18 protein-coding genes are annotated in these 24,972 nt (G+C 47.1%); all 18 read right to left on the reverse strand.

The genetic code is table 11. The features are described from left to right. Nucleotides 1-216: 216 nt before the first annotated feature. Nucleotides 217-486 carry a membrane protein insertion efficiency factor YidD gene (gene yidD, locus A3848_RS12700; protein ID WP_074085311.1) on the reverse strand — a complete coding sequence of 90 codons (270 nt, stop codon included), beginning with the start codon at nucleotides 484-486 and terminating at the stop codon, nucleotides 217-219. A gap of 1 nt (nucleotide 487) precedes the next feature. Continuing rightward, a complete protein-coding gene (locus A3848_RS12705) occupies nucleotides 488-949 on the reverse strand; it encodes a Fur family transcriptional regulator (RefSeq protein ID WP_074085408.1) in 462 nt (153 codons plus the stop codon). A gap of 158 nt (nucleotides 950-1,107) precedes the next feature. Continuing rightward, nucleotides 1,108-3,384 (reverse strand): stalk domain-containing protein, encoded by a 2,277-nt coding sequence (locus A3848_RS12710; protein ID WP_074085312.1) that lies wholly within the window; start codon nucleotides 3,382-3,384, stop codon nucleotides 1,108-1,110. Between the two features lie 319 nt (nucleotides 3,385-3,703). Further along, nucleotides 3,704-4,495: a response regulator transcription factor gene (locus A3848_RS12715; RefSeq protein WP_074085313.1), complete on the reverse strand. Its 792-nt coding sequence runs from the start codon at nucleotides 4,493-4,495 to the stop codon at nucleotides 3,704-3,706. Continuing rightward, a complete protein-coding gene (locus A3848_RS12720; RefSeq protein ID WP_074085314.1) occupies nucleotides 4,473-6,335 on the reverse strand; it encodes a cache domain-containing sensor histidine kinase in 1,863 nt (620 codons plus the stop codon). Before A3848_RS12720 ends, A3848_RS12715 begins: the two co-directional genes overlap by 23 nt. A 28-nt stretch (nucleotides 6,336-6,363) precedes the next feature. After that, nucleotides 6,364-7,194 (reverse strand): carbohydrate ABC transporter permease, encoded by an 831-nt coding sequence (locus A3848_RS12725; RefSeq protein ID WP_074085315.1) that lies wholly within the window; start codon nucleotides 7,192-7,194, stop codon nucleotides 6,364-6,366. Continuing rightward, the gene (locus tag A3848_RS12730) at nucleotides 7,194-8,078 is read right to left on the reverse strand and encodes a carbohydrate ABC transporter permease (RefSeq protein ID WP_074085316.1); all 885 of its coding nucleotides are present in this window, start codon (nucleotides 8,076-8,078) and stop codon (nucleotides 7,194-7,196) included. The genes A3848_RS12725 and A3848_RS12730 overlap by 1 nt, the downstream gene beginning before the upstream one ends. Nucleotides 8,079-8,180: 102 nt before the next feature. Beyond that, nucleotides 8,181-9,584 carry an extracellular solute-binding protein gene (locus A3848_RS12735; protein WP_178381989.1) on the reverse strand — a complete coding sequence of 468 codons (1,404 nt, stop codon included), beginning with the start codon at nucleotides 9,582-9,584 and terminating at the stop codon, nucleotides 8,181-8,183. A gap of 249 nt (nucleotides 9,585-9,833) precedes the next feature. After that, nucleotides 9,834-10,571 carry a pyruvate formate-lyase-activating protein gene (pflA, locus tag A3848_RS12740; RefSeq protein ID WP_074085318.1) on the reverse strand — a complete coding sequence of 246 codons (738 nt, stop codon included), beginning with the start codon at nucleotides 10,569-10,571 and terminating at the stop codon, nucleotides 9,834-9,836. A 130-nt stretch (nucleotides 10,572-10,701) separates the two neighbouring features. Then, nucleotides 10,702-12,963, reverse strand: a complete 2,262-nt coding sequence (gene pflB / locus A3848_RS12745) for a formate C-acetyltransferase (protein WP_074085319.1) — start codon at nucleotides 12,961-12,963, stop codon at nucleotides 10,702-10,704. 263 nt (nucleotides 12,964-13,226) lie between these two features. Beyond that, nucleotides 13,227-15,848, reverse strand: a complete 2,622-nt coding sequence (adhE, locus tag A3848_RS12750; protein WP_074085320.1) for a bifunctional acetaldehyde-CoA/alcohol dehydrogenase — start codon at nucleotides 15,846-15,848, stop codon at nucleotides 13,227-13,229. Between the two features lie 345 nt (nucleotides 15,849-16,193). Further along, nucleotides 16,194-17,660, reverse strand: a complete 1,467-nt coding sequence (locus A3848_RS12755; protein ID WP_074085321.1) for an ABC transporter substrate-binding protein — start codon at nucleotides 17,658-17,660, stop codon at nucleotides 16,194-16,196. A gap of 131 nt (nucleotides 17,661-17,791) precedes the next feature. Beyond that, on the reverse strand, nucleotides 17,792-18,664 hold the full coding sequence (locus A3848_RS12760; RefSeq protein WP_074085322.1) for a carbohydrate ABC transporter permease: 873 nt from the start codon (nucleotides 18,662-18,664) through the stop codon (nucleotides 17,792-17,794). Nucleotide 18,665: 1 nt separating this feature from the next. Beyond that, on the reverse strand, nucleotides 18,666-19,589 hold the full coding sequence (locus A3848_RS12765; protein WP_074085323.1) for a carbohydrate ABC transporter permease: 924 nt from the start codon (nucleotides 19,587-19,589) through the stop codon (nucleotides 18,666-18,668). Between the two features lie 114 nt (nucleotides 19,590-19,703). After that, nucleotides 19,704-21,032, reverse strand: coding sequence for a response regulator (locus A3848_RS12770; RefSeq protein ID WP_074085324.1), 1,329 nt, complete (start codon nucleotides 21,030-21,032; stop codon nucleotides 19,704-19,706). A gap of 15 nt (nucleotides 21,033-21,047) precedes the next feature. Continuing rightward, nucleotides 21,048-22,841 (reverse strand): cache domain-containing sensor histidine kinase, encoded by a 1,794-nt coding sequence (locus tag A3848_RS12775; protein ID WP_074085325.1) that lies wholly within the window; start codon nucleotides 22,839-22,841, stop codon nucleotides 21,048-21,050. A gap of 499 nt (nucleotides 22,842-23,340) precedes the next feature. Continuing rightward, complete coding sequence (locus tag A3848_RS12780; RefSeq protein WP_074085326.1) at nucleotides 23,341-23,865, reverse strand: accessory gene regulator B family protein; 525 nt, start codon at nucleotides 23,863-23,865, stop codon at nucleotides 23,341-23,343. 241 nt (nucleotides 23,866-24,106) lie between these two features. After that, nucleotides 24,107-24,904, reverse strand: coding sequence for an alpha/beta hydrolase (locus A3848_RS12785; RefSeq protein ID WP_074085409.1), 798 nt, complete (start codon nucleotides 24,902-24,904; stop codon nucleotides 24,107-24,109). Between the last annotated feature and the right edge of the window lie 68 nt (nucleotides 24,905-24,972).

Genomic DNA, 24,972 nt, shown 5'->3' on the forward strand with positions numbered 1-24,972 from the left:
AAGTGGGAACTGTCCATTAACGCTGGAACACGCCGTGACCTAACGCAGCCTTCTAACACGGCCTGCCGCTCGCCCACAGTTCCTCCCGGACCATCTTCAACCTTCTCACCATACCGGCTTTCAGCACATTCCCGGCTCTCTGTCATGGTTGTCCCGATTTACTTATCCGTTCCTTGGAATTCATCGTATTATCCAAAATATACCCATGCCGGGCCACTATGTCAAGTTGCCTTTGCCGATTCTCCCCCCGTTGGGGCGTTCTTCCCGTGGAGGCACAGGATCAAGTCCTCCCGGATGGAAGGGATGACATCTGGCAATCCGCTTAGCTGCCAGCCACGATCCCTTCACCGGACCATGGACTTCAATAGCTTCCAATGCATAGGCTGAGCAGGTAGGATAGAAGCGGCAGGTTGCCGGTTTGATCGGTGAGATGAACTTGCGGTACACACGGATTGGTGCCTGGATCGTCTTGCGTCCTATATCCATGTCAGCGGCCTTCTTTGCCATGAGCCGCAAGGGCAGTCTCTTCTTCACGGTTCTGTTCACAATCCTTGCAGTATCCGAACACCTCAAATTTATGCTTGACCACCCGGAATTGGTCAGGTGTATCCGTTAGATTCATCGGGCAGAAATTGATCGGGTAAGTCTTCATGCATTGAAGGCAAATCATATGGTGATGGTGATGATCCTGATTGCAGCTGCCCTTGAACTTGACACCCTCCTCAAACACCACCTGCTCCAGTACCCCAAGCTCCTCCATGATCCGCAGATTGCGGTACACCGTATCGAAGCTGAGCCCGCTGTATTTACGGCCCATATGCTCATATACATCCTTCGCAGATAAATACCCCGTATTCTCGCCGAATAGCTTGGCAAGCGTTTTACGCTGATCGGTGATTCGCAGTCCCTGCCCCGACATGGCTTCCAGTATTTGATCTGTCGACAGCATTTGCTCATCTCCCATAACATGTTCTTTGTTTTGCACTCTCTTAATAATGCCCCAAAACAAAAGCCCCGTCAATAAAGCCTCGCGGCTCCTGCAGCAAAAGGCCTGTCAGCCGTTCCCATATGGGAATGCTGACAGGCCTTTTGACGAAACTGCCCGATTTATTTTTTGGCCAGAATGGGTGTAAAGACCAGGTTTACCGGAAGATTGCTGCCGGAAGCCACCGAGAATACGATATCCACCGGACCTGTATATTCGCCGGATCGATAGAGCACAGCGTTCATGTCGGAGCTGGATAAGTTCCCTTTGTTCGGCAGATTAATAATCGATCCGTTGACCATTATAGACCCCAGATAATTGCCTCCGCGCGGATTGAATGTAATCAGTGTATTCTTGGCGACACTCTCGAGTCTGATTTTGTATAGAACCCCGAAGTTGCCTGAGTTCGAAGCGGCTGTTCCGCTCATCGGATCAACACCGACCAGATTCAGGTCTTTGCTGTTATCACCAAGCACAAGCTTCGACTGTGTGGCTCCAACCTCATCAAAGACACTGATTATACGTGTAGACTCATCGTAGGTTCCCCGGTTGTGTACACCATCACGGTCCAGAAGGGGCAGAGTTGGCAACAATGCTACCGGATCTTTAGTCTGCTCAACCATTACAACGTTATACTGCACTGCCAAATCACTGGACAGGTCAGCACTTAGTGAGAGCACTTCACCAGGTTTCATGGCGACTTTACTGATATCCGTCATGATAGGCATACTTTGCCCCGGTTGAAGAGTAATCGTTCCATAACTTGAGTTGTTAAGCATGGATTGGTAATACTTTTGGATCGAAATTTTACCTGTGTATTCCGGTGATGTGGCCGGACCCGCAATTCCCAAATATTGGGTAGTAATTGTAGTTGGGTACAAGTTGTTGTTCGTTGCGATTACATACAGCTTCTGTCTAGTGGACATATTGTTCATGTGGTGAACCAGGAAACGGGTTAATCCAACCGATGTTTCGCGGTACAGCACACCCTCCGAATTGACCGTTTCCGGGCTGTTGCTGCGAATCAGCTTATATCCCTCGGAAGACAAATTGTACTGCAGGTTTGGCAATCCTGGAATCGAACCGCCGTCCATCGAGATAATATCACCAGGAACTGTGAACAATTTGGCTACTTCATCCTGGGTATACAACTGCTCACTTGTAATATTAATGGTTTTCTCGAACGTACTGCTCAGTCCGTGTTTGTCAGTTACTTTGAGCTGGATCGAAACAGGTCCCGGATTAAAAAAGGCCAGTGCGCGGTTCGTCCACTCAACCGTCAGTTCTTCACCTTCAGGATCATAACTCAGGTCGGTAAGGGTCACCGGCTCACCCATTTTGTATTCCTCTTTATCGGAAGAGAAATTGGCAACAGGCGGCTGGTTCGGCTGGAGGACTTGAAAGGTCACTGAATAAGGATCACTTGTCTGTCCGGAAGCGTCCGTTACCGAATAGGTTACCGTATAAAATCCCGGCTGATCATAAATATCCATTTTGTTGCCGCCCCACTGTTCAGTTACAATTGCAGTGCCATTGGGCGATGAATTCTTGGTTACATAATTTACAGTCGTTTGTCCGGCGTAAATTACAGTCGGCTGTACAGTAAAAGAAGCCGTAGGCTTCATGTTCAGTGATAGAATGACACGTTTCCCCACGTTATCAACACTATAAGGGATGGATAGAGCACCTGTAATCGAGGTCAAAGGAATCATGAATGTTCCCTTGAACTGGTAGGCAGGCCCTTTCATGGGCACCTTGTTGCCATTTACCGTATAGATCTTGCTGTCTGTTTTAAAACGCATGATGCTGTCGCCTTTGGTTACAATAACTTCCTTTGTTTTTGTATCATAGGTATATTTCACGCCAACCATTTCCACCATGGCACGAATCGATACATAGGATACGCCATACTTAACTGCCATTGGCTGATTGGCCAAATACGGGGTGCCATTCTTATACATTTTATTACTGTTCATCATAAGAATGAGTTGGTTCGCTCCAGCAGTCGGAATAATTTGTCCCCCTGTGGTCCCACTTGGTGTGATCGTGCCAGGTGTAGCTGTAGGTATTGCTGATTGTGCGGGTACGGGTGTGGCTAAAGGCACTACCGTTGCAGCAGGAATGGCTGATGCAGAAGGCATCGCTGATGGTGTCGATATTGGTGTTGGTGTTGGTGTTGGTGTCGCTGTTGGTGTTGCTGTCCCCGGTGAAACCAGCGGAGGCAGCGGATCAGTAGCAGCAGGCTCTGGCGCCATCACAGGAGTAGGGGTAGCCTCGGCTGCTTGAACTACTGTTCCAGTTGTGGTGGTGGTGCTTACAGGGACGGCAAACGCCGGCACTGCCGCTGCAACCTGAGATATAGCCAGGACTGCAACTAACGAAATTTTTTTCAAATTCATGGTATGACTCCTTCTGCTCCTATTAGTAGTATATAAGGAAAGTAAATCTCTCTCTGCAATCCTTATAATCCCTGCAAAAACGCAATCGTCCGTAAGGGACGAGACTGTGATTTTTGCCACGTTCATTTACAAAACATAGTATTAGACGCAGGAGTCCTTAAAAAGTTTCATTAAATGTAAAGAAAAGATTAAAAATTATTACCATTTATTATCACCAGAACCCCATTGTCATTCTAACAGGCTTCACTTTGCACTACAAAAAAGAGACGCTAACCTTGTGGACAAGGTCGTCGCCTCTTCAGGTGTATCAATCCTATGCTTACCGAGTCTCCGGCATTCGATGCTGGTCCCGGTATTCCTTGGGGGTCATTCCTGTCTGTTTCTGGAACACTTTTGTAAAATAACGGCGCTCCTGATAACCTACCCCTGCGCTGATCGCAGTAATGCTCTTGTCACTGCTTGCCAGCATGAACTTCGCTGCTTCCATACGCTGTTGCGTTACATACTCCACAAAGGTCATGGCAAAGCGGTTCTTGAACAGAAGACAAAAATAGCTGCTGCTGATGCCAATTTTATTCGCCACTTCCTCAATACCCAGATCATAATTCAGCCGCTCCGAAATATATTGGGCAGCTAGATTCATCAGCTGTTCCGGTGTTTTTTTGGCAGAATCCTCTGCCGGAGGTTGCTCCTGAAACAGCGGAATACTGTTGTACAGCTTATCCTTGTATTGTTTGCTGCGGATTCGCGTGCCCATTTCCCGCACCTTGTTGCCCAGCTCTTCATAATGAATCGGCTTGCAGATATACTCCTTCACCCCAAGCCGGATGGCTTCCCGCGCATAATCAAATTCCTGATAACCGCTTAGCAGCAGAACCTCGCTGTCCAGTCCCATCTCGCGCAGCTTGCCGATGAACGTTAATCCATCCATGACGGGCATACGGATGTCGCAGAGTACAAGGTCTGGGGCTTGTTCCTCAGCAATGCGGAGCGCCTCCATTCCACTGCGGGCCATGCCGGTGATCTCCATCCCCATTTCCTGCCATGGCAGCACACGACGCAGATTGCCAAGTATAGGGGCTTCATCGTCAACCAATAATACCTTTAGCATAATGATCTTCTCCCTGCCCGTATTTTGGGATGACGCATTGGATGATGGTACCTTCTCCCGGACTTGCGCAGATAAATATCCCATATCTGTCTCCATATTCAATACGAATACGGTCAGCTACACTGCGTACACCAAGCCCGCGCCGCTCCAGATGAATGCCATGCTCCGGCTTGTTCCCGGTGATGGATTCGGCAGCCTCTCCTGATTCACTCACCATATACTGGAACATGGAGAGCTGGGCTGAACTCATCCCAATTCCGTTATCCTTAATCTGCAGAATCAGATTCCCCCGCTCTTCCCAGCCTTTTACACTAACCATCCCCTTGTATTCGATCCCTTCGAACCCGTGCTGGATGCTGTTCTCGACAAGCGGCTGCAGGGTAAGCTTGAGGACGCCACAGCCTAACAGCTCCTGGGGAATATCAATTTCATAATCGAAGATATCCTCAAAGCGGAATTTCTGAATATCCAAATAATTGCGCAGGTGCGTGACTTCCTCATCCAGTGTAATTTCATCCCTGTCCTGAATGCTGATGCGAAGGATACTGGCCAGCCTGTAGACCATCTCGCTGACCTTCCGGCCTTCATTCTGAACAGCGAGCACATTGATGGATTCCAGCGTATTGAACAGAAAATGTGGCTTGATCTGTGCCTGAAGTACCCGCATTTCAGCCTGATTTTTCCGATGCTGCTCCACATGCACCCTATTGAATAAACTATTAATTTTATCCATCAGATCATTGAAGCCACGCGCAAGCAGTGTCATTTCATCGCTGCCCTTCTCCTCCACACGTGTAGTGAGATCTCCATCCTCTACCCGCCGCATAAACCGGACTATAACAGCAATACCGCCCGTAATCCGGTTCATGAAAAACAGATTAAAAATGACTGCACCCAGCAGGCACAAGAAGATTACAACCACAAACCATCGGGCGAACACTGTTACTTCTCGGGACAGAGAATCCCAGGAGGTAATGGAGACAAGACTCCAGGGATAATCCTTAAGATGATAGACCGAGAGTATGCTTTTCTCCCCATCGAACTCTGTTCTGAAGCTTTGAAAGCCTTTTTGAAAAGCGAAGTTCTTCGCTGTAAAGGAATGGAAATCCTGGCCATCCAGCTTGCGGTCCGGATCAAACAGAATCATGCCATCATCGTTCACAAGCATAAAGGAAACTTTCTGGTCACTATCCCCGATTTTGAGATTGCGGAAGATCGATTCGAACTCCCAATTCTTGATCTGCACCACCAGAATACCAATATTCTGAAAAAAGCTTAGTTCCTTCACCAGCCGGATCTGCGTAAATACAGGCTCCGTTCCGGTCAGTTCCGGATATTCGTGAGGTGCAATCCATTTGGGCACTCCGTTCAGCTTCATGACCTCCTGATACAGCTCACTTCCCTTGAACTTGTCATAGGGGAGTGTACGGAAATTCTCCTTGTTGAAGATCGAGACAATCTCCGAGCTGCCTTTCCCGTTAAAATTGTAGAGAAAAGCATAGCTGATCGATGGATGATTGTACAAAAGACTGCGGAAGTTGCGCTGGCTGGCATTCAGACTAAGCTGCTCGGCATCGGTCAAATCCTGTGTGGACGGGTCCTCTGCACTAAGTGCCATATGAAATACCGAGGTGGCAATTCCGTTATCAGTGACGTTGTCCATGTCCTTGAAGACACTGGATATGCTGTAGCTGATGGCTTTGAGCGAATACTCGGATTGCTGGCTGTACTTCTTCTCAATTGAATTATAAGTCACAAAAAACATAATCATGCCAAGAATAAACAGAGGAATGATAATCAGGCCCAAAAACGCCGTAAACAACTTGTAGCGCAAATTCATCGGCTAGTGCCCCTGACTGTGAATAGGATTATCCTTTTACGCTGCCCGCTGTAACCCCTTCAATAATCTTCTCCTGCAAAATGGCGTAAATAATTACGACCGGCAGCACACTATAGACAATGCCTGCGGACATCTGCGCATAGTTCATCTGATACTGATCACGGAATTGGACCATCCCCACCGGAAGTGTGCGCAGCTCGTCATTCGAAAGAAAATAGTTGGCCAGCAAAAACTCATTCCAATTTCCCAGGAAATTAACAATGAATACTGTAACCATGGCGGGAACCGTCAAAGGTACAATAATTCTAGCAAAGATACCCGGGGCCTTCAAGCCGTCCATAACAGCAGCTTCCTCAATTTCACTGGGCAAAGAGCGCATAAATGCCGCCAAAATAATAATCGTGAATGGAATCGCGTTGGCGATATAGGGAATAATCAGTGCCCAGTGGGTGTTCAGAATATGGAGCTTGCGTACAATCGTATAAATCGGCAGCATCAGCGCATTATTCGGAATCAGCATCCCTATCAGCACCAGCGAGAACAGGATTTGGTTCCACTTGCCCTGGCGCATCCGCGTAACCGCAAAGGCGAACATGGAAGCCAGCAGAATAGATACTACAGATGACAATATAGAAATGTATAAGCTGTTAAAAAAATACGTGCTGATCTTGGCATTTACCCAAGCCTCGACATAATTGTTAAAAACAAACTCCTTTGGAATTCCAAAAGGATTCAGCGCTATGGCATTATTATCCTTCTTCACCGAAGAGAATAATACAAACAGAAACGGAAACAAAACAACTACAAGATAACCCAGCAATGCGATATGAGGTATGCTCTTTTTCAAGGTTCGCGCCATTAGTATTCAATCCTTTCATTACGCCGGGCGAACAGCAGCTGATAAAGTGCTGTAACCACAAGCGTGAACATAAAGATCAGAACGGCTATGGCGTTCCCGTACCCATATTTGAAGTTAGTGATGGCATATTTGATCATGTAGGTAGCCATTACCTCGGTTGAACCTGCCGGTCCGCCTTTCGTCATAACGATGACGATATCCGCTGCCTTCATGGCCCCCGCAATCGATAGCATGATAACAACGGAAATGATCGGAACGATTAACGGCAAGGTTATGCGTGTAGCCCGCTGGAAGCCCGTTGCACCGTCTATCGCCGCGGCCTCATCCAGTTCTCCCGGAATGGATAGAATCGCTGCCAGCACCATTACAATGTAGAATCCGGTCCACTGCCAAGCATTGGTGATCAGTATGGACAGCATGGCGAACCGTTCATCCGACAGCCAGTATAATGGTTCAATTCCGATAACCCCCAGCAATTTGTTGAACAGCCCGATATTGGGCTCATAGATGAACCCCCACAGGATACCAATAACCGCCGTAGACATAATGGAAGGCATAAACACTGCCGTCTTGTAGAGTCCCTTCAGCTTTTTGACATTGGCAATTAGCAGGGAGAACAGAATAATGAGAGGAACCTGAATGAATACAGAAAACAAAATGAACCAGCCGTTGTTTTTGACAGATACCCAGAAGCGCTCATCGCCCAGGGCTTTTTCAAAATTACTCATTCCTGTGTACTTTACGGTGTCTGAAACGCCGTTCCAGCTGGTAAGGCTGTAGTAAAGTGAGCTGAATATCGGATAAATGAAGAACATTAAAAACAAAATTAACGCAGGTAAAATAAACAAGGTGAACACCAGCGGATTTTTGAGTGATTTATTCATGATTTTCCTCCGATTGCATGAGAATCAAGGAGCACTGTGCCTTATACTTTTATAAAAATGCACCCTGGAGCAAGCACCAGGGCACATCCTGTTCACCGAACCTTATTCGACTGCTGCATTGGCTTCCTCTTGAATTTTTTGTAGAGCCTCGCCCATTTTCTCAGGTGTTGTCTGACCGCCGATCAGCTTTTGAATTTGAATATTGCTGATTTCCGTAGTGACATCTGCCTGTACCAGAGAGTCGAAGGCCGGGAATGAGGACTCGGAGTTATTCAGAACAGCTACAATTTCACTCATTAGATCATCCGTGATATTTTTAGTTAACACTGCCTGATCAATCTTCATGGCCGGCAGTACACCGTCTTCAACCAATCCACGCAGCTGCATTTCCTCATTGTACATATTTTTGATGAAAGACTTCACTGCTGCCAGCTGCCGTTCGTCCTTAGCCGCAGAAGCAGAAAAGCCATAACCGTTATTCACATCACGCATCAATGCTGTCTGATCGCCAACTCCACCTTCCACAGCTGGAATATTGAAGAAGCCAACCTTACCAATCAAGCCTTCACCGGATTGCCCTGCCTTGAATACGGAGGATTTCCATGTACCATCGTACATCAGAATCGCTTCACCACTGGTGAACTGGGTAGTATATTCAGCATATTCGAAACCAAGCTCGCCTTTTTTGAAATAGCCTTTATCTTCCCATTCCTTATACTTGGCAAAACCCTTAACTACATTGGGATCACTCCATTTGGCTTCACCGGTGGCGAACTTAGCCGTAACATCCGGTCCTGCATACCGCGACCAGAGATGGTTCGCAAGCATTAGGGGAACCCAACCCGCTTTGGAAGCACCCGCCAGCGGCACTTTGCCGTCGGCTTTGATGGCAGCCAGATGCTGTTCTAGTTCAGCGAAAGTTGTAGGAGCCTTCCAGCCCTTACTCGCATAGTATTCTTTATTATAGAAGAAACCTTCACCGGAGCCGCCGATCGGCAGCCCGTATATCTTACCTTCGTACGTAAATGGATCGAGATTCGAGAATTTATCTTTGATGCCCAGTTCTTCTAGAATCGGTGTGAGATCGAGCAATTTACCTTCTTTGGCATATATTTTAGAGTCAGGACTGCCGAAGAGATCAAAAATCTCAGGCGGATTCCCCGCCGCCATTTCACCCCGCAGCTTCTCCTTGCGGTTCACATCAGAGTCCACACCATCCAGCTTAAAAGTGAGACCCGGCACTTCTGCCTGTACTTTTCCTACAACATCCTCCAAGATAGCCAAGCGTTTCTGTTTGTCGGCACCTACTTGCGTATGACGAATGGTCATTTCAAAAGGTTCGCTGCTGGCCGGTTCCTTGGTAGCAGGTGACTCCGTAGCATTCGCAGCATTCGTTGCTGCCGCCTCACCTTGGTTACCAGCGGAATTGTTGTTGTTACCGCAGCCCGCCATGATGGCAGAGCTTACAAACAGCAGAGACAATAGCAATGTTACACTTTTCTTCATTATGGGTGACCCTCCCTATGTTGATTTCCCTTACATTTCTTATTATAGAAAACAAGGTTTGGAACCGTAAGGTTAAGATTCATCCACTCCAGGGATAAAATTCTCTTATGTAAGCGAAACCATTTTTATTATCTATCAAACAACGTTATGTAAACTGACTTTTCGAGTGAACATTCCCAAGTCCATTCTACACAAAAAAGCCACCCAACAGTAATTACACTATTGGATCGGCTTTGGTGTGGCGAATGATTATACTAATGCGGTTTGCTTGCGGCCTTCTTCAATTAACCGGTAGGCACGCTGAACTTCTTCTTCCGTTGGTGAAGGCACTCCCTCAAGCTCATAAGGTCTTCCAAGTACTTCCCATTTATAGATACCCATTTGATGATAGGGGAGAATTTCGAATTTTTCGACACCATTCAATGTTCCAATGAAGCGTCCCAAATTGATTAAGTCTTCTTCACGGTCATGAATACCCGGCACATACACATGGCGGATCCACATCTTACGGTCATGGTCAGACAGCCAACGAGCCAGCTTCAGGGTACGTTCATTCGACTTACCGGTAAGTTTGATATGTGCTTCATCATCAATGTGCTTCAGATCAAGCAAGACAAGATCCGTTTGTTCAAGCAGATCATTAATCTTATCACCTTCATTGTAACCGTTAGTATCAAGTGTAGTATGCAAATTCCAGCGCTTCTTCACTTCGGTGAACAGCTGTTTCACAAAATGCGCCTGTAAAGTCGGTTCGCCACCCGAGACGGTCAAACCGCCGCCGGAGGAGCGGTAATAATTCAGGTAAGGCTCAATTTCAGCCAGTACCTCATCAATACTCATTTCTCTGCCTTCATTTAAACCCCATGTGTCGGGATTATGGCAGTATTGGCATTTCAAGAGGCAGCCCTGCATGAACAAGACAAAACGAATACCTGGCCCGTCAACGGTTCCAAAGGTTTCTAAGGAGTGTATATGTCCATTAGCCATATGATGTCATCCTTTCGAAAATTTAAAATTTTAATCAATCTTAAACAAGATAGTACCGCCCTTGAGACAAGGGCGGTACACCTTGCAACTATTTCACTGTATACCTAAAACTCAAGCAAATGATTGTATATTACATTGCACCATGGAATGTGCGGTTGATAACATCCATTTGTTGTTCGCGAGTCAACTTGATGAAGTTAACAGCATAGCCGGATACGCGGATAGTCAATTGTGGGTAGTTCTCTGGGTGCTCCATAGCATCCAGCAATTGTTCGCGGGCAAACACGTTAACATTCAGGTGATGACCCTTGCTTGCGAAATATCCATCAAGCATCGATACCAGATTGGATTTACGTCCTTCTTCTTCTTTACCCAGTGCTTTTGGCACGATGGAGAAGGTGTTGGAGATACCATCCAAGCTATCTTCGTACGGCAGTTTAGCTACGGAGCTCAGGGAAGCCAAAGCGCCTTTCTTATCACGTCCGTGCATTGGGTTGGCACCTGGAGCGAATGGTTCGCCTTTTTTACGTCCATCAGGAGTAGTACCAGTTTTCTTACCATACACAACGTTGGAAGTAATCGTCAGGATCGATTGAGTTGGCAGAGCATCACGGTAAGCGTGGTGTTTGCGGATCATCGTCATGAATGATTCAACCAGTTCTACAGCAATGTTATCAACGGAATCGTCGTTGTTACCGTAGCAAGGGAATTCACCTTCGATTTCAAAGTCGATGGCAATACCTTCTTCATTGCGGATAGGTTTAACTTTAGCATATTTAATGGCGCTCAGGGAGTCAGTCGCAACGGACAGACCAGCAATACCACAAGCCATAGTCCGCAGGATATCGCGGTCATGCAGAGCCATTTCAATACGTTCATAAGAATATTTATCATGCATGTAGTGGATGACATTCAGTGTGTTCATGTAAGTCTTAGCCAACCACTCCATCATTGGTTTGAAGCGTTTCATTACTTCTTGATAATCCAATACATCGGAAGTGATGCGAGGCAGTTCAGGTCCTACCTGTACGCCGGACTTTTCATCCACACCACCGTTGATAGCATACAGCAAAGCTTTTGCCAGGTTGGCACGAGCTCCAAAGAACTGCATTTGCTTACCGATACGCATTGCGGATACGCAGCAAGCAATACCGTAGTCATCACCGTAGATTGGACGCATCAAATCGTCATTTTCATATTGAATCGAGCTGGTTTCGATGGAAACCTTAGCACAGAATTTCTTGAAGCCTTCTGGCAATTTTTCAGACCACAGTACAGTCAGGTTCGGCTCTGGAGCTGGTCCCAGATTGTAAAGGGTGTGCAGGAAACGGAAGCTATTCTTGGTTACGCGTGTAGTTCCGTCTACAGACATACCGCCAATGGATTCAGTAACCCAAGTTGGGTCTCCACTGAACAGTTCATTGTAATCAGGAGTACGCAAGAACTTAACGATACGCAGTTTCATGATGAAATGATCTGTCAGTTCCTGTGCTTGTTCTTCGGTCAGTGTTCCTTCTGCAAGGTCACGTTCTACATAGATATCAAGGAAAGAGGATACGCGTCCCAGGGACATAGCAGCACCGTTCTGTTCTTTGATAGCAGCCAGGTAACCGAAGTACACCCATTGGAAAGCTTCTTTAGCATTATTTGCAGGTTTGGAGATATCCATTCCATGCATTTCAGCCATTTTCTTCAATTCGCCAAGTGCACGAATCTGCTCGGAAATTTCTTCACGGAGACGAATAACATTTTCGGTCATGGAATCAACTTCAAGGTTGTTAAGGTCTTGTTTCTTTTCTTTAATCAGGAAATCAATGCCGTAAAGAGCTACACGACGGTAGTCACCGATAATACGGCCACGGCCGTAAGCATCAGGAAGACCAGTGATAATACCTGCTTTACGAACAGCTCTCATTTCAGAGGTATATGCATCAAATACGCCTTGGTTATGCGTTTTGCGGATGTTCGTGAACATTTCAACAATGTTTTGCGGAAGTTCGAAGCCGTAAGCCTTGGTAGCATCGATCATCATCTTGATTCCGCCGAAAGGTTGAATGGAACGTTTGAAAGGTGCATCTGTTTGAACGCCGACAATTTGTTCTTTGTCTTTGTCAATATAACCAGGGTTGTGAGATACGATAGTGGATACAGTATTAACGTCCACATCCAGCACACCGCCATTAGCAATTTCCTGCTTGGTCATTTCAGATACAATTTTCCAAAGTTCAGTAGTATTGTAAGTAGGGCCTGCAAGGAAATCTTCCTTGCCAAGATAAGGTTTGATGTTCTTTTCAATAAAATCATTAACGTTTACTTTTCTGGACCATTTGCCTTTTGCAAAACCGCGCCATCCAGACTTAACCTCTTGTACATCTTTTTCAATCACCGACATGCTAAATCCCTCCATTTATATTTAGTATATTTGTAGAGATCGCGGGCTTGAAGGTTAATCCCGTGTCTCGTGATCCCAAAAAAGATCTAGTTGTTATAAAATTCACAATTGCATCTTCATAAACGGGACCGTTGTCTATATAAACATTTTAGTTTATTTTCTGAAAAAGGACTGTGACAAATATCACTCTTTCGGTGATATTTGTCACTTCCATCCAGTCCCATATTAACCTATAAACTCATTTTTTGCTAAACAACCGTTAATTAGTTATCGAATCTGCCATAGAAAGCATTCCGATATACATCAGCAAGTTCAGAAACCAGTGGCAGCTTAGGATTGGCAGTTGTGCATTGGTCTTCAAATGCACGGTCAGCCAAGTAATCTACACGGGATTCGAAATCCTTAGGATCGAAGCCAAGCGCTTGGAACGATTCTTCAATACCGAGTTTTTTGTTCATGTCGCGGATCGCGTTGATCAGGCTTGTTACGCCTTCTTCAGTAGTGCGTGCTGGCAATCCCAGAATACGTGCGATTTCGGCATAACGTTCGTCAGCTACAAAGTGCGAATATTTAGGGAACGAAGCGAACTTTGTAGGTTTTTTAGCGTTGTAGCGGATAACGTGTGGCATCAGAATTGCATTGGTGCGGCCGTGAGCGGTGTGATACTGTCCGCCCCATTTGTGCGCCAAGCTGTGGTTGATACCCAAGAATGCGTTGGCAAATGCCATACCAGCCAGCGTAGATGCGTTGTGCATTTTTTCGCGGGCAAGCTTGTCGCCTTGCAATGCCGATTTTTCAAGGTATTGGAATACCAATTGGATAGCTTTGATAGCCAGACCGTCCGAGTAGTCACTTGCCATTACGGAAACGTAAGCTTCGATGGCATGAGTCAATACGTCCATACCTGTATCAGCTACAGCTGTTTTTGGCAAGCTGTATACAAACTCAGGATCGATGATAGCTACGTCTGGAGTCAGCTCATAATCAGCCAATGGGTATTTAGTGTTGTTGGCAGTTGTTTTGTCAGTAATAACCGCGAAAGAAGTTACTTCCGAACCTGTACCCGATGTAGTTGGAATCGCTACGAATTTCGCTTTGTTTCCAAGCTTAGGGAATTTGTATACGCGTTTCCGGATATCCATGAATTTCTGTTTCAGGCCGTTAAAGTCAGCGTCTGGGTGTTCGTAGAACAACCACATGCCTTTGGCAGCATCCATAGGGGAACCGCCACCGAGTGCGATGATGCAGTCCGGTTGGAATCTGTTCATCATTGCAGTACCTTTTTCTACAGTAGTAGTCGATGGATCTGGTTCAACTTCAGAGAACACTTCGATCGCTACTGGAGTCTGGCGTTGACGCAGGTAGTGCTCAACTCTTTCTACATAGCCCAGTTTAACCATCATTGGGTCAGTGATGATAGCTACCCGTGTGATGTCAGGCATTTTAGCCAGGTATTGAGTGGATCCCTTTTCGAAGTAAATTTTGTCAGGTACTTTAAACCATTGCATATTCACGGTACGACGGTTCACCCTTTTCACGTTGATCAGATTGATGGCAGTTACGTTCTGCGATACAGAGTTGCGGCCATAAGATCCGCAGCCCAGAGTCAGTGAAGGGATATTCGTATTGTAGATATCGCCGATTGCGCCATGTGTGGAAGGCGAATTGACAAGAATACGTCCTGTTTTCAGACGGTGCGAGAACTTCATGATCACTTCTTCGTTGTTGGAGTGGATGGCCGAGCTGTGGCCCATACCGCCAAATTCAACAATCTGTGCTGCGCGTTCGATACCCTGGTCTGCGTTTTTAACTTTGTAGCAAGCAAGAACCGGGCTCAATTTTTCAGCGGACAGCGGATATTTGGTGCCTACGCCTTCAAGCTCAGCTACCAGAATCTTCGTGCCGGCAGGAACTTGAATTCCGCACATTTCAGCAATTTTCACTGCGGATTGACCTACAATTGCAGGGTTTACTGCGCACTTTTCTACGTTCATTGCGCCGCTTGTCAGCTTGGCAGCTTCTTCTTTATTTACAAAGTAGCAACCGTTAGCGATCATTTTCTTCTTCACTTGGTCAAAGATTGCTTCTTCAATGATAACTGCTTGTTCGGAAGCGCAGATCATACCATTGTCGAATGTTTTGGAAAGGATAAGGTCGGTTACTGCCTGATCGATATCAGCACTCTTTTCAATGAAGGCAGGCACGTTACCAGGACCTACGCCAAGAGCTGGTTTACCGCAGCTGTAAGCTGCTTTTACCATTGCTGAACCGCCTGTTGCCAGGATCAGTGCAACGTCCGGATTGTTCATCAGTGCGTTTGTTTTGTCCATCGTAGGAAGCTCAATCCACTGAATGCAGTTTTCAGGAGCACCAGCTTTTACAGCTGCGTCATGGAGAATTTTGGCTGCTGCGGCGCTACACTCTTGCGCAGATGGATGGAAACCGAATATAATAGGGTTACGTGTCTTAGCGGCGATCAATGCTTTAAACATCGTAGTGGATGTTGGGTTGGTTACCGGTGTGATCCCCATAACGATCCCGACTGGTTCAGCAATCTTCTGGAAACTTTCGTATTGATTGTCTTCTACTACACCTACTGTTTTGTCATACTTAATGCCGTGCCAGATATATTCTGTTGCGAAGATGTTCTTCGTGATTTTGTCTTCATATACGCCGCGGCCTGTTTCTTCTACAGCCAGCTTTGCCAAGTACATATGCTTGTCGAGTCCTGCCAACGCCATTGCATGAACGATTGTGTTAACCTGCTCTTGATCCAGCTCCATGTAAGCTTCTTGAGCTTTCTTTGCTTTATCCACCAAAGTCTGAATATACTCTTCAGCGGTGGTTTGTTTCACTTGGGCGGCGACTTCGTTCTTAACTGCCATCTCCCTCGTCCTCCTGTCAATTTTTAGGTTGTTTTTCTCTACACACTTATCTTATCACATTCTGCCACGGGTTGTATAGTGAAATCTTTCACAAAGTATAAAGTTTTTTTTGATTTGTTTTCAAAGCGCTTTCATTCGATCATATTCCGGTATATATCCCATTTTATGTTTAAATTCTGCTTAATTTTTGTCGTTTATGAGAACGTGAATTTTTTCACTTGACATGCTTCACTATAAAAAACTTTTCTGATACTTTGCCTCTATTAGAATAACAAAAAAGACCAGGAAGTCTCCCGGCCTTTTAGTGATAGTACTATTTACATATATCCCCTTATTCCCCCTGCGCTACTCTACCTTAATCGTATCAAAGAATTTCTCCTGTACGGTCTTGGCTGCAGCGTCAAGCTGGGTTTTGGAATCTGTGCCTTTTTTGGAGAAGAGCTCCTGGATCACATTGGACATGGTTGCATAATAGTCCTGCGTATTATATTGTGCTTCAGGCTTTCCATCCAGCAATGCCATAATATCCGGGTTATATTGATAGACAATATCGTACTTGTCATAGACTGCTTTGGTTTTTTTGCCAAAATCAGAATCAGCGGCATAGTAGTCCAGAAGCGGCGGGATAAAGTATTTGCCGTCAGCTTTGCGTTGCTGCAGAATGGCATCCAGTGCCTCAAGACCTTTGTCAGAGAAGTAATCGAAAGTAATGTAGCGGAAAGCCATCTCCTGCTCATCTTTGGTAGCGTTCGGGTTGATGACCAGATAGTCGCCGCCGAGCACGCCCGTATGCTTACCGCCCTTTTCCGCAGCAGGCATTGGATAAGTAAGCACATCCTCCGGTTTCAACCCTCCCTGGTTCAGGGCTTGCTCAATCACACCGTCCGAACCGGCCATAACCATCGCTGTTCGCCCCTGCTGAAATGCGCCAACAGCGTCACCCCAGCCCAGTGCCCAGTCCTGAGGAATAGCGTTTGCTTCCCATCTCAGTTTCTTATAGAAGTCCAGCGCCTTCACACCCGCATCAGAGTTAAAGGTAGCCACAACCTTGCCACCGTCAATCTTCTGGATTTCTCCGCCGGCTTCGAACAGGAAGTTGGTCCAGTTCCAGCCTGCTTCATTACCTTTGCCCATTGGAGCAATACCAGAGATGCCTTTTTTAGGGTCAGCCACTCCTTTGGCGGTATTCAGCATGTCATCCCAGGTCCAGTCCATGGCCGGAACAGCCACGCCCTTGCCGTCGAGCATCTTCTTATTGATCATCGTAGTGGTGACATAGCCTTTCTGGGTGATGCCGTAGACCTTGCCGTCAATAATGAACTGGTTCTGCAGCACGGGATTGATCTGATCTTTGTACTCGTATTTATTCCAGAGATCGGTTATGTCTGCAACCCAGCCCTTTTCAACCAGAAATTTGGCTTCTGTTGCATACGTATTGAAGAAGGTCGGAGCTTCGTTCGCTGCCATTTTCACCCCGATTTCGCTTACGTTGTACTGCCAGTCGTCCTTGACGATCTCTACATTCGGATATTCCGCCTGGAACCTCTTGATCTTGTCATCCTCCTGGGCCCGTACCTCTGTCAGGTCCGGTGTAGGATAGTGGATCTTAATGGTGACTTTTCGCTGGGTAATATCATCTGCCGGTGCGTTGGTAGCTGCGCTGCTGTTGTCTGCGGCTTTGTCTGTTGCCGCCGGTGATGCTTCTCCACCATTGGTTCCCTTGGCGCTATTGTTGTTATTATTGCCGCCGCAGGCAGATAACAACGATCCTGTCACAAGCAGACAGGCCAGGACGCTGGAAAATTTACGCATTGAAACTCCCCTTTTCCATTCATAGTTAGCTTACAGATTCATCTTAAGAGAGAATTCGTTACCAAACGAGGTGTATTTATATTCCTTTCAGGTGCAGGTATACGATCTAAGCAGCTAGGCCCCGTCCTCTCCTACCCCTTGACTGCCGACAAAGACACACCGCGCATAATGAATTTCTGGAACACCAGGAACACCAGAATCGGCGGCAGAGAGACCAGAAAAAGAATTGCGAACTTGATATTGGTATTGAGCGCCTTAACGGCGATAACATATTTATAAATCGCTGTGGCGAGTGTGTATTTATCCTCAGAGTGCATGACAAGGGACGGCCAGAACCAGTCATTCCAGGCGGTAGAGAAGATGAAGATCGCCAGTGTGGCAAATATGGGAATGGACAGCGGGACCGCAATCGAAAAAAAGCTGCGGGGCTCCGAGGCCCCGTCTATCCGCGCAGCTTCAAAAATCTCCGGATGAATTCCGTCAAAAAAGTTCTTCAGGAGCAGAAAGTAGAACGTGTTAGCCCCCGCTGGCAACCAGAACGCCGCATATTGGTTCAGCAGTCCAAGCTCCTTGAGATTCACAAAGTTCGGAATCATGTAGCTGGTCGCCGGGATAAACAAAGTCATCAGGAAGAAGAAGTAGAAGACCTTGCGGTACGGCACGTTCATCCGTGAAATGCTGAAGGACGCCAAGCCCAGCACAATCAGCGTCACGACCATATTCCCCACGAAAATATACAATGTGTTCCTGAGGAACATCAGCAGATCAATATAATTCAACGCATCCTTCAAATTGCTGAAATGCCACTCCTGCGGAAAAAAATGCGGCGGGAATGAATTGACCTCAGCGTTGGATTTGAGCCCATTGAACATCGTCATCAGGATCGGATAGAGCATGGTGAAGACCATGACCAGGATGAAGAAGACCATAATTCCGTAAACGAATTTATTGCTTGTTTTTTTCAAATCATGTTCGGAGAGGATGCCTCTGTCCGCGCTCTTCATGCTAGTTGTCCTCCTTGTTCAGCCTGAACTGCAGAATGCCCAAACCGCCCAGGACCACAAACATCAGCATGCCGAGCGCCGTCGCCGTTCCATAATCGAGCCGGGTAAAAGCATACTTCACAATCAGCAGCGCATAGGTTAGTGTCGTATTGTTCGGCCCTCCATCAAGCAAAGCAAGCTGAGACTGGTATCCTTGCGAGGTGGCAATAATCTGCAGGATCAGCATTAGGATAATGAGGTTACGCAAAGACGGCAATGTAATATGACGGATACGTGCCCACACGCCAGCACCGTCAATTTCAGCGGCTTCATACCAGTCACGAGGAATACTAAGCACAGCGGCCAGATAGATCAGCATCCCCGACCCGAACTGCTGCCAGGTTTCCATAAAGACAAGTGAGATCATGGACCACCTGCTGTCCGTCAGAAACGGGATTTGGTCCGCTCCCATGGTGCCCAGTAAAGCGTTAATCGGTCCGACCGGATCATACAGCCATCTCCACAAGCCGTACAACACTACAGCCGGCAGCACAAATGGCAGATAGGCCGCCACACGCACCAAGCCTCCGAACTTCCGCAGCTCGGAAATAGCGACCGCAAAGGCAATCGGTACCCAAAAACCGATCACGAGACAGAGCACCATGTAATAGAGGGTGTTCTTCAAGGCAATCAGCACATCCGGGTCCGTAAGCGCTCTGGAATAATTGTCGAAGCCAACAAAGGTATTGCCCTTCACGAAGTCCACGGAATAGAAGCTGTACATAAAGCCTTTAAATATGGGAACCCACATGAACAAAATAAAAATAACGATGGCGGGCACAAGAAACATATATCCCCAAAAGTTTTTTTTCCACCGGTTCTGTTTGTACGGTTTACGCTCAGGCTTCACCGGTATCGTCTCGCGGATTGCAGCAGTGTGGTTCATCTGGCTCCCTCATTCCTTTCGTCTGTCAGTACTTCATCAAGTACTGTCTGCATTAATTGTAAAAAAGGAGCCGGAGACTGAACATGTCTATATCTACCGCAATCGTAAGCGTTCTTACTTCTTCAGTTCGCTGGGACTGATACCATAATATTTTTTAAATATCTTGCTGAAATGCTCCGGCGATTCATACCCGACCCGCTCCGCGATCTCGTAACGACGCAAATCCGTACTCAGAATCATCTCCCGGCTCTCCTCCATCCGCAGCTTGATCACGTATTCCCATAGGTTATGGCCTGTGTTTTTTTTGAAAAGATAGCTTAGGTAGTTGGGGCTTACGTGGTTTTTTTTGGCTACCTCATGGATCGTTAAGCCTTTCTGGGCATAATTCTCGTCGATATACGCCTTGGCCTTCTGCACAATCAGGTTACTGTGCGTATAGATGTCCTCGGGTGACGGGTCGGCGGCATAGCTGCTCCAGTTGAAATCTCCATAATAAAATACAAAATGATCCGAGTGTTCCTTGTTCCACTGAATAGCCTTTGCGGCCTGACGGTTCAGCACATCCATAAATGACAGCCCTTTGAGGATCTGGCTGATGCCGATCACGGCGTTCAGGTGCAGATACTTGTGGATATTCAAATGCAGACTGCGCCCAAGCACATCCAGCCGGTTGATCTGGCCTGTTGCCGACTCCTCATAATTTCTCTCATCCCACTGGATAACGACGGTGATCTCTTCCTCAGGAGAATAAAAGGCTACGGTGCTCCATTCCTGATCAAGCAGCTCCTTGGCAATATTAAGTGCGGCATAACGCAGTAGCTCCCGGTCGCGGGAGGTGTACTGCTGCATTTTATTCTCCTCTGGCAGTGGCAGCTTAACCTTGATTACGGAGAAAAAAGGACCCCGCAGCTTCAGTTCATCCAGCTTCCGAAGCGTCTCCTCATCGCCTAGTACTGAGCTTGGCTCTTGAATCAGCGTATTCAGCAGCTTGCTGTATTCGGGCAGCGGCTCCTCCAGACGAAAACTCTCCCCGATTCCAGCCATGAAGGTCGCAAGCTCCGGCGAAGGCTTATCCATTTTGAGTAGCACACTCCGAACGGAATCCAGAAAATGCTCGCTGTTCAGCGGCTTGATCAAATAATCCTTCGCCCCCAGGCGGACAGCCATCTGAGCATATTGAAACGTCTCATGCGCAGAAATGATGATCGTCTGCACCCACGGTTTGGCCAGCTTCGCATGCTGCATCAGCTCAATCCCGCTCATTGCTCCCATCTGGATATCGGTCACCAGCAGATCCACCTCCTCCATGCGGATACAGTCCAGCGCTTCAAAACCGCTGTTCGCGGTATAAATACGATCGATCTCCAGCCCCGAGGAGGCCAGCAGACTGCTGAGCCCTTTGCAAATTAGCGGTTCATCGTCTACAACCAAAATATTGAACATATAGGAGTCCACCTTTCATTCCTGATTCTCCGATTTCGGAAGTTTAACCGTTACGACGGTCCCTCCACACTTGCGAGGCGCATAGCTGATCCCATAATGCGGGCCAAAATGCAGATGCACACGCTGATTGATGTTACGGATGCCATATCCGCTGACCGGATGGGGGCTCTCATCATTCAGCACCTGCTCAATGGCCTTGTAATCCACCTGTTTGTAACCATTATCTTCTATAGTAATTAGAATGGTATCCTCTTGTAGAATCGAGGTGATGATGATCTCTCCGTCCTCATCCATATTTTTGACTCCGTGGATGATCGCATTTTCGATGAGGGGCTGAAGGGTGATTTTGGGAATGAGATTGACCTTGGTCTCCGGGGCAATGTTCCAGATGACGGTGAACACATAATCATACCGGTGCTGCTGCAGCTTGATGTAGGCGCTGGCATGCTCCAGCTCCTCCTCCAGCGTAATCAGTTCCCGGCCCCGGCTTAAGCTGATCTTCATCAGCTTGGACAGCTCCTTGATCATTTCCGCAGATTCCACATTGCCTTCCAGCGAGCTTTTCCAATAGATGCTCTCCAGAGTGTTATACAGCAAATGCGGATTGATCTGCTGATAAAGCAGCTGCAGCTGTGATTCCTTCTGCTTCAGCTCCATCTGGTATTTGTACATAATAAGACTGTTCAGCCTGCGGGCCATATCATAGGTGGAAGCAATGAGCACACTGACTTCATCATTCGTCCCTCTTTGCGGCGTCTCCGGCACACGGTTGCCCGGCTCGTATTTGCGAACAAAAAAAGCCAGCTTCTGAAGAGGAGTCATTAGAGAGCGCCAGAAATAAGTGATGATAATCAATCCAAAGAGCGCGTAGGCAACCGTTATGTATTGAATCACCCGCTTCATTTCCTTCTGCTGCTGGAGCAGCGCTTGTACCGGAACCTTGTAGATCAGCTTCTGGGCGAAGGCATGATTGTTGTTCACCACATAGATAAAGTCATCCGTGATCATGTCCTCCGTTCCTTCGGGATCACCGGGATCAGCCCCCTCCGGCAGGCCGATAACTTCCCCTGTGGCATTGGTGGTAGAAGCCAGCACACGGTTGTTCATATCGGTTAAATAGATTTCACCTTCGGGCAACGAAATGGATTTCAGGGACTCGCCGATTTTGGATTCCATCTTAGTGACAACCAGCACGCCGACGGTACCCGCCCCCCTGTAAATGTTATTGACCGCACGGACGTAAGTCAGCGTCTTCAGATTCTCTGCCTGCGGACTCAGCTTCTCCGTGAACATTAAATAGCCCTGACCCTTCTGCTGAACCACCTGGTCAAACCAGTATGGCTTCTCTCCCTTGGAGAAAAAATAGACCCCTGCCTTCTTCACCTGTGGAAAATTAGGGGCAAAAAAATAATAATTATCGGGGTCATACACGTACAGCGAGTAATAAATTCCATCGCCGCGCTCAGCTCCCTGCGAATAGCTGCCGAGCAGCTTTTCTATCGTTTCATAGCGCTCCACCCGGTCCAGTACAGGTTCGTCGCCGCTCACATGCAGCTGCTGCAGAATCGGATTCTGGATGATCGTGGTGGTGATTTTGTTCACCGTATCTATATCTCTGTTAATAATCGCAAAATTCTGTTTGTTCAGTTCCACATAAGCATTCGTCACATGACGCTTCAGGATTTCCTCAGCCTTGTAATTACCGTAGCTGTTAAGGATCAGGATGGGCGAGATCATAATTAGAAACAGCAGGATCAGCTGCTGCTTGACGTTAAGCCTAACGATTGGCTTGATAAAAGCAGACAACATCTGGATACACCTCCAGTTTCAATAATATATCAAACAGATAAGCGCTTACACAGGTTTATTTCAAAGGAAATGATGTTCATTTATATGCAATTTTCCCGGTTTGCAGGGGGAAGCAGTGGTGATAGGGGCGAAGCTGCGCGGAGCGTTTGGGCTTACGGTCGCTGTTATCCCCCGATTCCCTGATTGAAACTACACCACTGGTTGTAGAAATCCGGGGATAAAGGCGACCACTGGCGTTTCTCCAGCTCCAAACCTCCACTCCGCGTCTACATCACCACATTTCTCAAACCCAGAAAACCGAAAAAATTGTGGGGTTGGGCGCGGCAGGGAACAAAAAAGGGGAACTGTCATCAGACAGTCCCCTAGCATGATCATATGGCAACGATGTTGTTTGGATTCATTCGGGTCAGTTCTTGTTCAACAAGTCTGTAACGATGATAGGCAATCGTGCAGTTATCCGTTACCGAAACCGTTGACGGATCTACATTTGCAGCCAGATTTATGATCTCACTACTTTTCCCAGCACCAGTGTAATGCTCTGGGCCAAAAAGCTTAATGACAGAGCCGGAGACAAAAATAGAAAGTTGGAGGCGACAAGCAGAATCGCAGCCAGTTTCATGTAAGGATAATATTTGGAGGGAATTGTTGACTGCTGACTAATACCGACTGGAGCTATAAAAACGATGATAAGGATCGCTGCCATTGTTGCCGTAATGTTCCACATCTGTCCCACCGCAATCAGGGAAATGCCTGTAAAAAGAATGGTGGATACTACTACGCATTGCAGATTGGATTTCAGATGCAAGCCTCCGGTCAACTGGCGAAGAAGTGCAAATGAGATCAGAATAGTGGCTATCTCTCCAGTCCGTCCGGTATGCAGAGATATACCCAGTGTCGCTGCAACAATAAAAAACAGATTGAGCATCATGGAAATGGCAAATGTAAAAACTTCAACAGATGATGGATGATCCGGTACAGAGCGTTTTAGCGATCCAGCTATTCTTGCAGCAAGCATTTCAATCATTCATTCTCTCCTTTCTAATGGAGTAGTACAATCTCATTATTAATACATGAGGATAGAACACAGCAGCAAAAAAGGCAAAATAAACCCTGTCAAATCCGTTCGTCATTTGCAAACTATCTTTTCCCATTATATTGAATCTTCTTCCAGCGGTATAGTTGATATCTGTTAATTAATAGGGAGATGTAGAAACAGAAGAAGCCTCCCATAGAACCGAACGGCTCATGAAAGGCTTCTTATCCTGCTACTTGCAATATCCATTCAAGGCAAGCCAAGAGGCGCATGCCTCTGTCCAACCTCGGGTATGAGACTCATCGTCAGCCAGGCCAAGTCCATGCTCGCCATGTGCGTATACATGAAGATCAAACGGAATATGATGGCGGCTTAACGCAGCGGCGAATTGCAGGCTGTTCTCCACCGGCACAGCCCCATCATCCGAGGTATGCCACAGAAAGGCAGGCGGTGTTGCTGCCGTTACCTGAAGCTCACTGCTGAGCCGTTCAGCCAGCTCCGGATCCGGATTACTTCCCAGCTGATTTTCTTTTGAGCCCTGGTGGGTCACACCTTCTGCCATGGATATTACCGGATAACAGAGGATTAGCAGATCCGGGCGGCTGGACTGGCGCTCCAGAGGCTCTGAAGCAGCTTCATCCCCGGCATCGAATAGAACACCAGCAGCAGAAGCTAAATGTCCGCCTGCCGAAAATCCCAGGATACCTAATCTGCCGGGATCAATTCCAAACTCATCTGCACGGTAACGGATCGTGCGGAGCGCACGCTGAGCATCATGCAGTGCATGGGGATAACCATAAGGCGCTACCCGGTAACGCAGCACAAAGGCTGATATTCCCAGGGTGTTCAGCCATTCTGCAACCGGTCCGCCTTCATGATCCGCCCGCATGGCGTAGGCGCCGCCCGGACAGACGATCACAGCGGCATTCTCTTTACCCTCCACCAGATAAGGTGTAATTCCCGGACAATCCTCATCACTTGTTCCCAGTGCTCCGGGTGCCCCCTCCGGCCATAACAATAATGTTTCCATCTTCATCCCTCAAGCTTTCTTTCAATAGGATAGATTCATTCAGGAAATCGCTTTCTTTCCCTTCAACA

The organism is Paenibacillus sp. P32E, assembly GCF_001909085.1.
Taxonomy (GTDB): Bacteria; Bacillota; Bacilli; order Paenibacillales; family Paenibacillaceae; genus Paenibacillus_AQ; species Paenibacillus_AQ helianthi.

What these genes read in the sequence shown, in the direction of transcription:
- yidD (WP_074085311.1), bottom strand. Translation starts at nt 486, where the DNA reads ATGGATATAGGACGCAAGACGATCCAGGCACCAATCCGTGTGTACCGC.
- A3848_RS12705 (WP_074085408.1), bottom strand. Translation starts at nt 949, where the DNA reads ATGCTGTCGACAGATCAAATACTGGAAGCCATGTCGGGGCAGGGACTG.
- A3848_RS12710 (WP_074085312.1), bottom strand. Translation starts at nt 3,384, where the DNA reads ATGAATTTGAAAAAAATTTCGTTAGTTGCAGTCCTGGCTATATCTCAG.
- A3848_RS12715 (WP_074085313.1), bottom strand. Translation starts at nt 4,495, where the DNA reads ATGCTAAAGGTATTATTGGTTGACGATGAAGCCCCTATACTTGGCAAT.
- A3848_RS12720 (WP_074085314.1), bottom strand. Translation starts at nt 6,335, where the DNA reads ATGAATTTGCGCTACAAGTTGTTTACGGCGTTTTTGGGCCTGATTATC.
- A3848_RS12725 (WP_074085315.1), bottom strand. Translation starts at nt 7,194, where the DNA reads ATGGCGCGAACCTTGAAAAAGAGCATACCTCATATCGCATTGCTGGGT.
- A3848_RS12730 (WP_074085316.1), bottom strand. Translation starts at nt 8,078, where the DNA reads ATGAATAAATCACTCAAAAATCCGCTGGTGTTCACCTTGTTTATTTTA.
- A3848_RS12735 (WP_178381989.1), bottom strand. Translation starts at nt 9,584, where the DNA reads ATGAAGAAAAGTGTAACATTGCTATTGTCTCTGCTGTTTGTAAGCTCT.
- pflA (WP_074085318.1), bottom strand. Translation starts at nt 10,571, where the DNA reads ATGGCTAATGGACATATACACTCCTTAGAAACCTTTGGAACCGTTGAC.
- pflB (WP_074085319.1), bottom strand. Translation starts at nt 12,963, where the DNA reads ATGTCGGTGATTGAAAAAGATGTACAAGAGGTTAAGTCTGGATGGCGC.
- adhE (WP_074085320.1), bottom strand. Translation starts at nt 15,848, where the DNA reads ATGGCAGTTAAGAACGAAGTCGCCGCCCAAGTGAAACAAACCACCGCT.
- A3848_RS12755 (WP_074085321.1), bottom strand. Translation starts at nt 17,660, where the DNA reads ATGCGTAAATTTTCCAGCGTCCTGGCCTGTCTGCTTGTGACAGGATCG.
- A3848_RS12760 (WP_074085322.1), bottom strand. Translation starts at nt 18,664, where the DNA reads ATGAAGAGCGCGGACAGAGGCATCCTCTCCGAACATGATTTGAAAAAA.
- A3848_RS12765 (WP_074085323.1), bottom strand. Translation starts at nt 19,589, where the DNA reads ATGAACCACACTGCTGCAATCCGCGAGACGATACCGGTGAAGCCTGAG.
- A3848_RS12770 (WP_074085324.1), bottom strand. Translation starts at nt 21,032, where the DNA reads ATGTTCAATATTTTGGTTGTAGACGATGAACCGCTAATTTGCAAAGGG.
- A3848_RS12775 (WP_074085325.1), bottom strand. Translation starts at nt 22,841, where the DNA reads ATGTTGTCTGCTTTTATCAAGCCAATCGTTAGGCTTAACGTCAAGCAG.
- A3848_RS12780 (WP_074085326.1), bottom strand. Translation starts at nt 23,865, where the DNA reads ATGATTGAAATGCTTGCTGCAAGAATAGCTGGATCGCTAAAACGCTCT.
- A3848_RS12785 (WP_074085409.1), bottom strand. Translation starts at nt 24,904, where the DNA reads ATGGAAACATTATTGTTATGGCCGGAGGGGGCACCCGGAGCACTGGGA.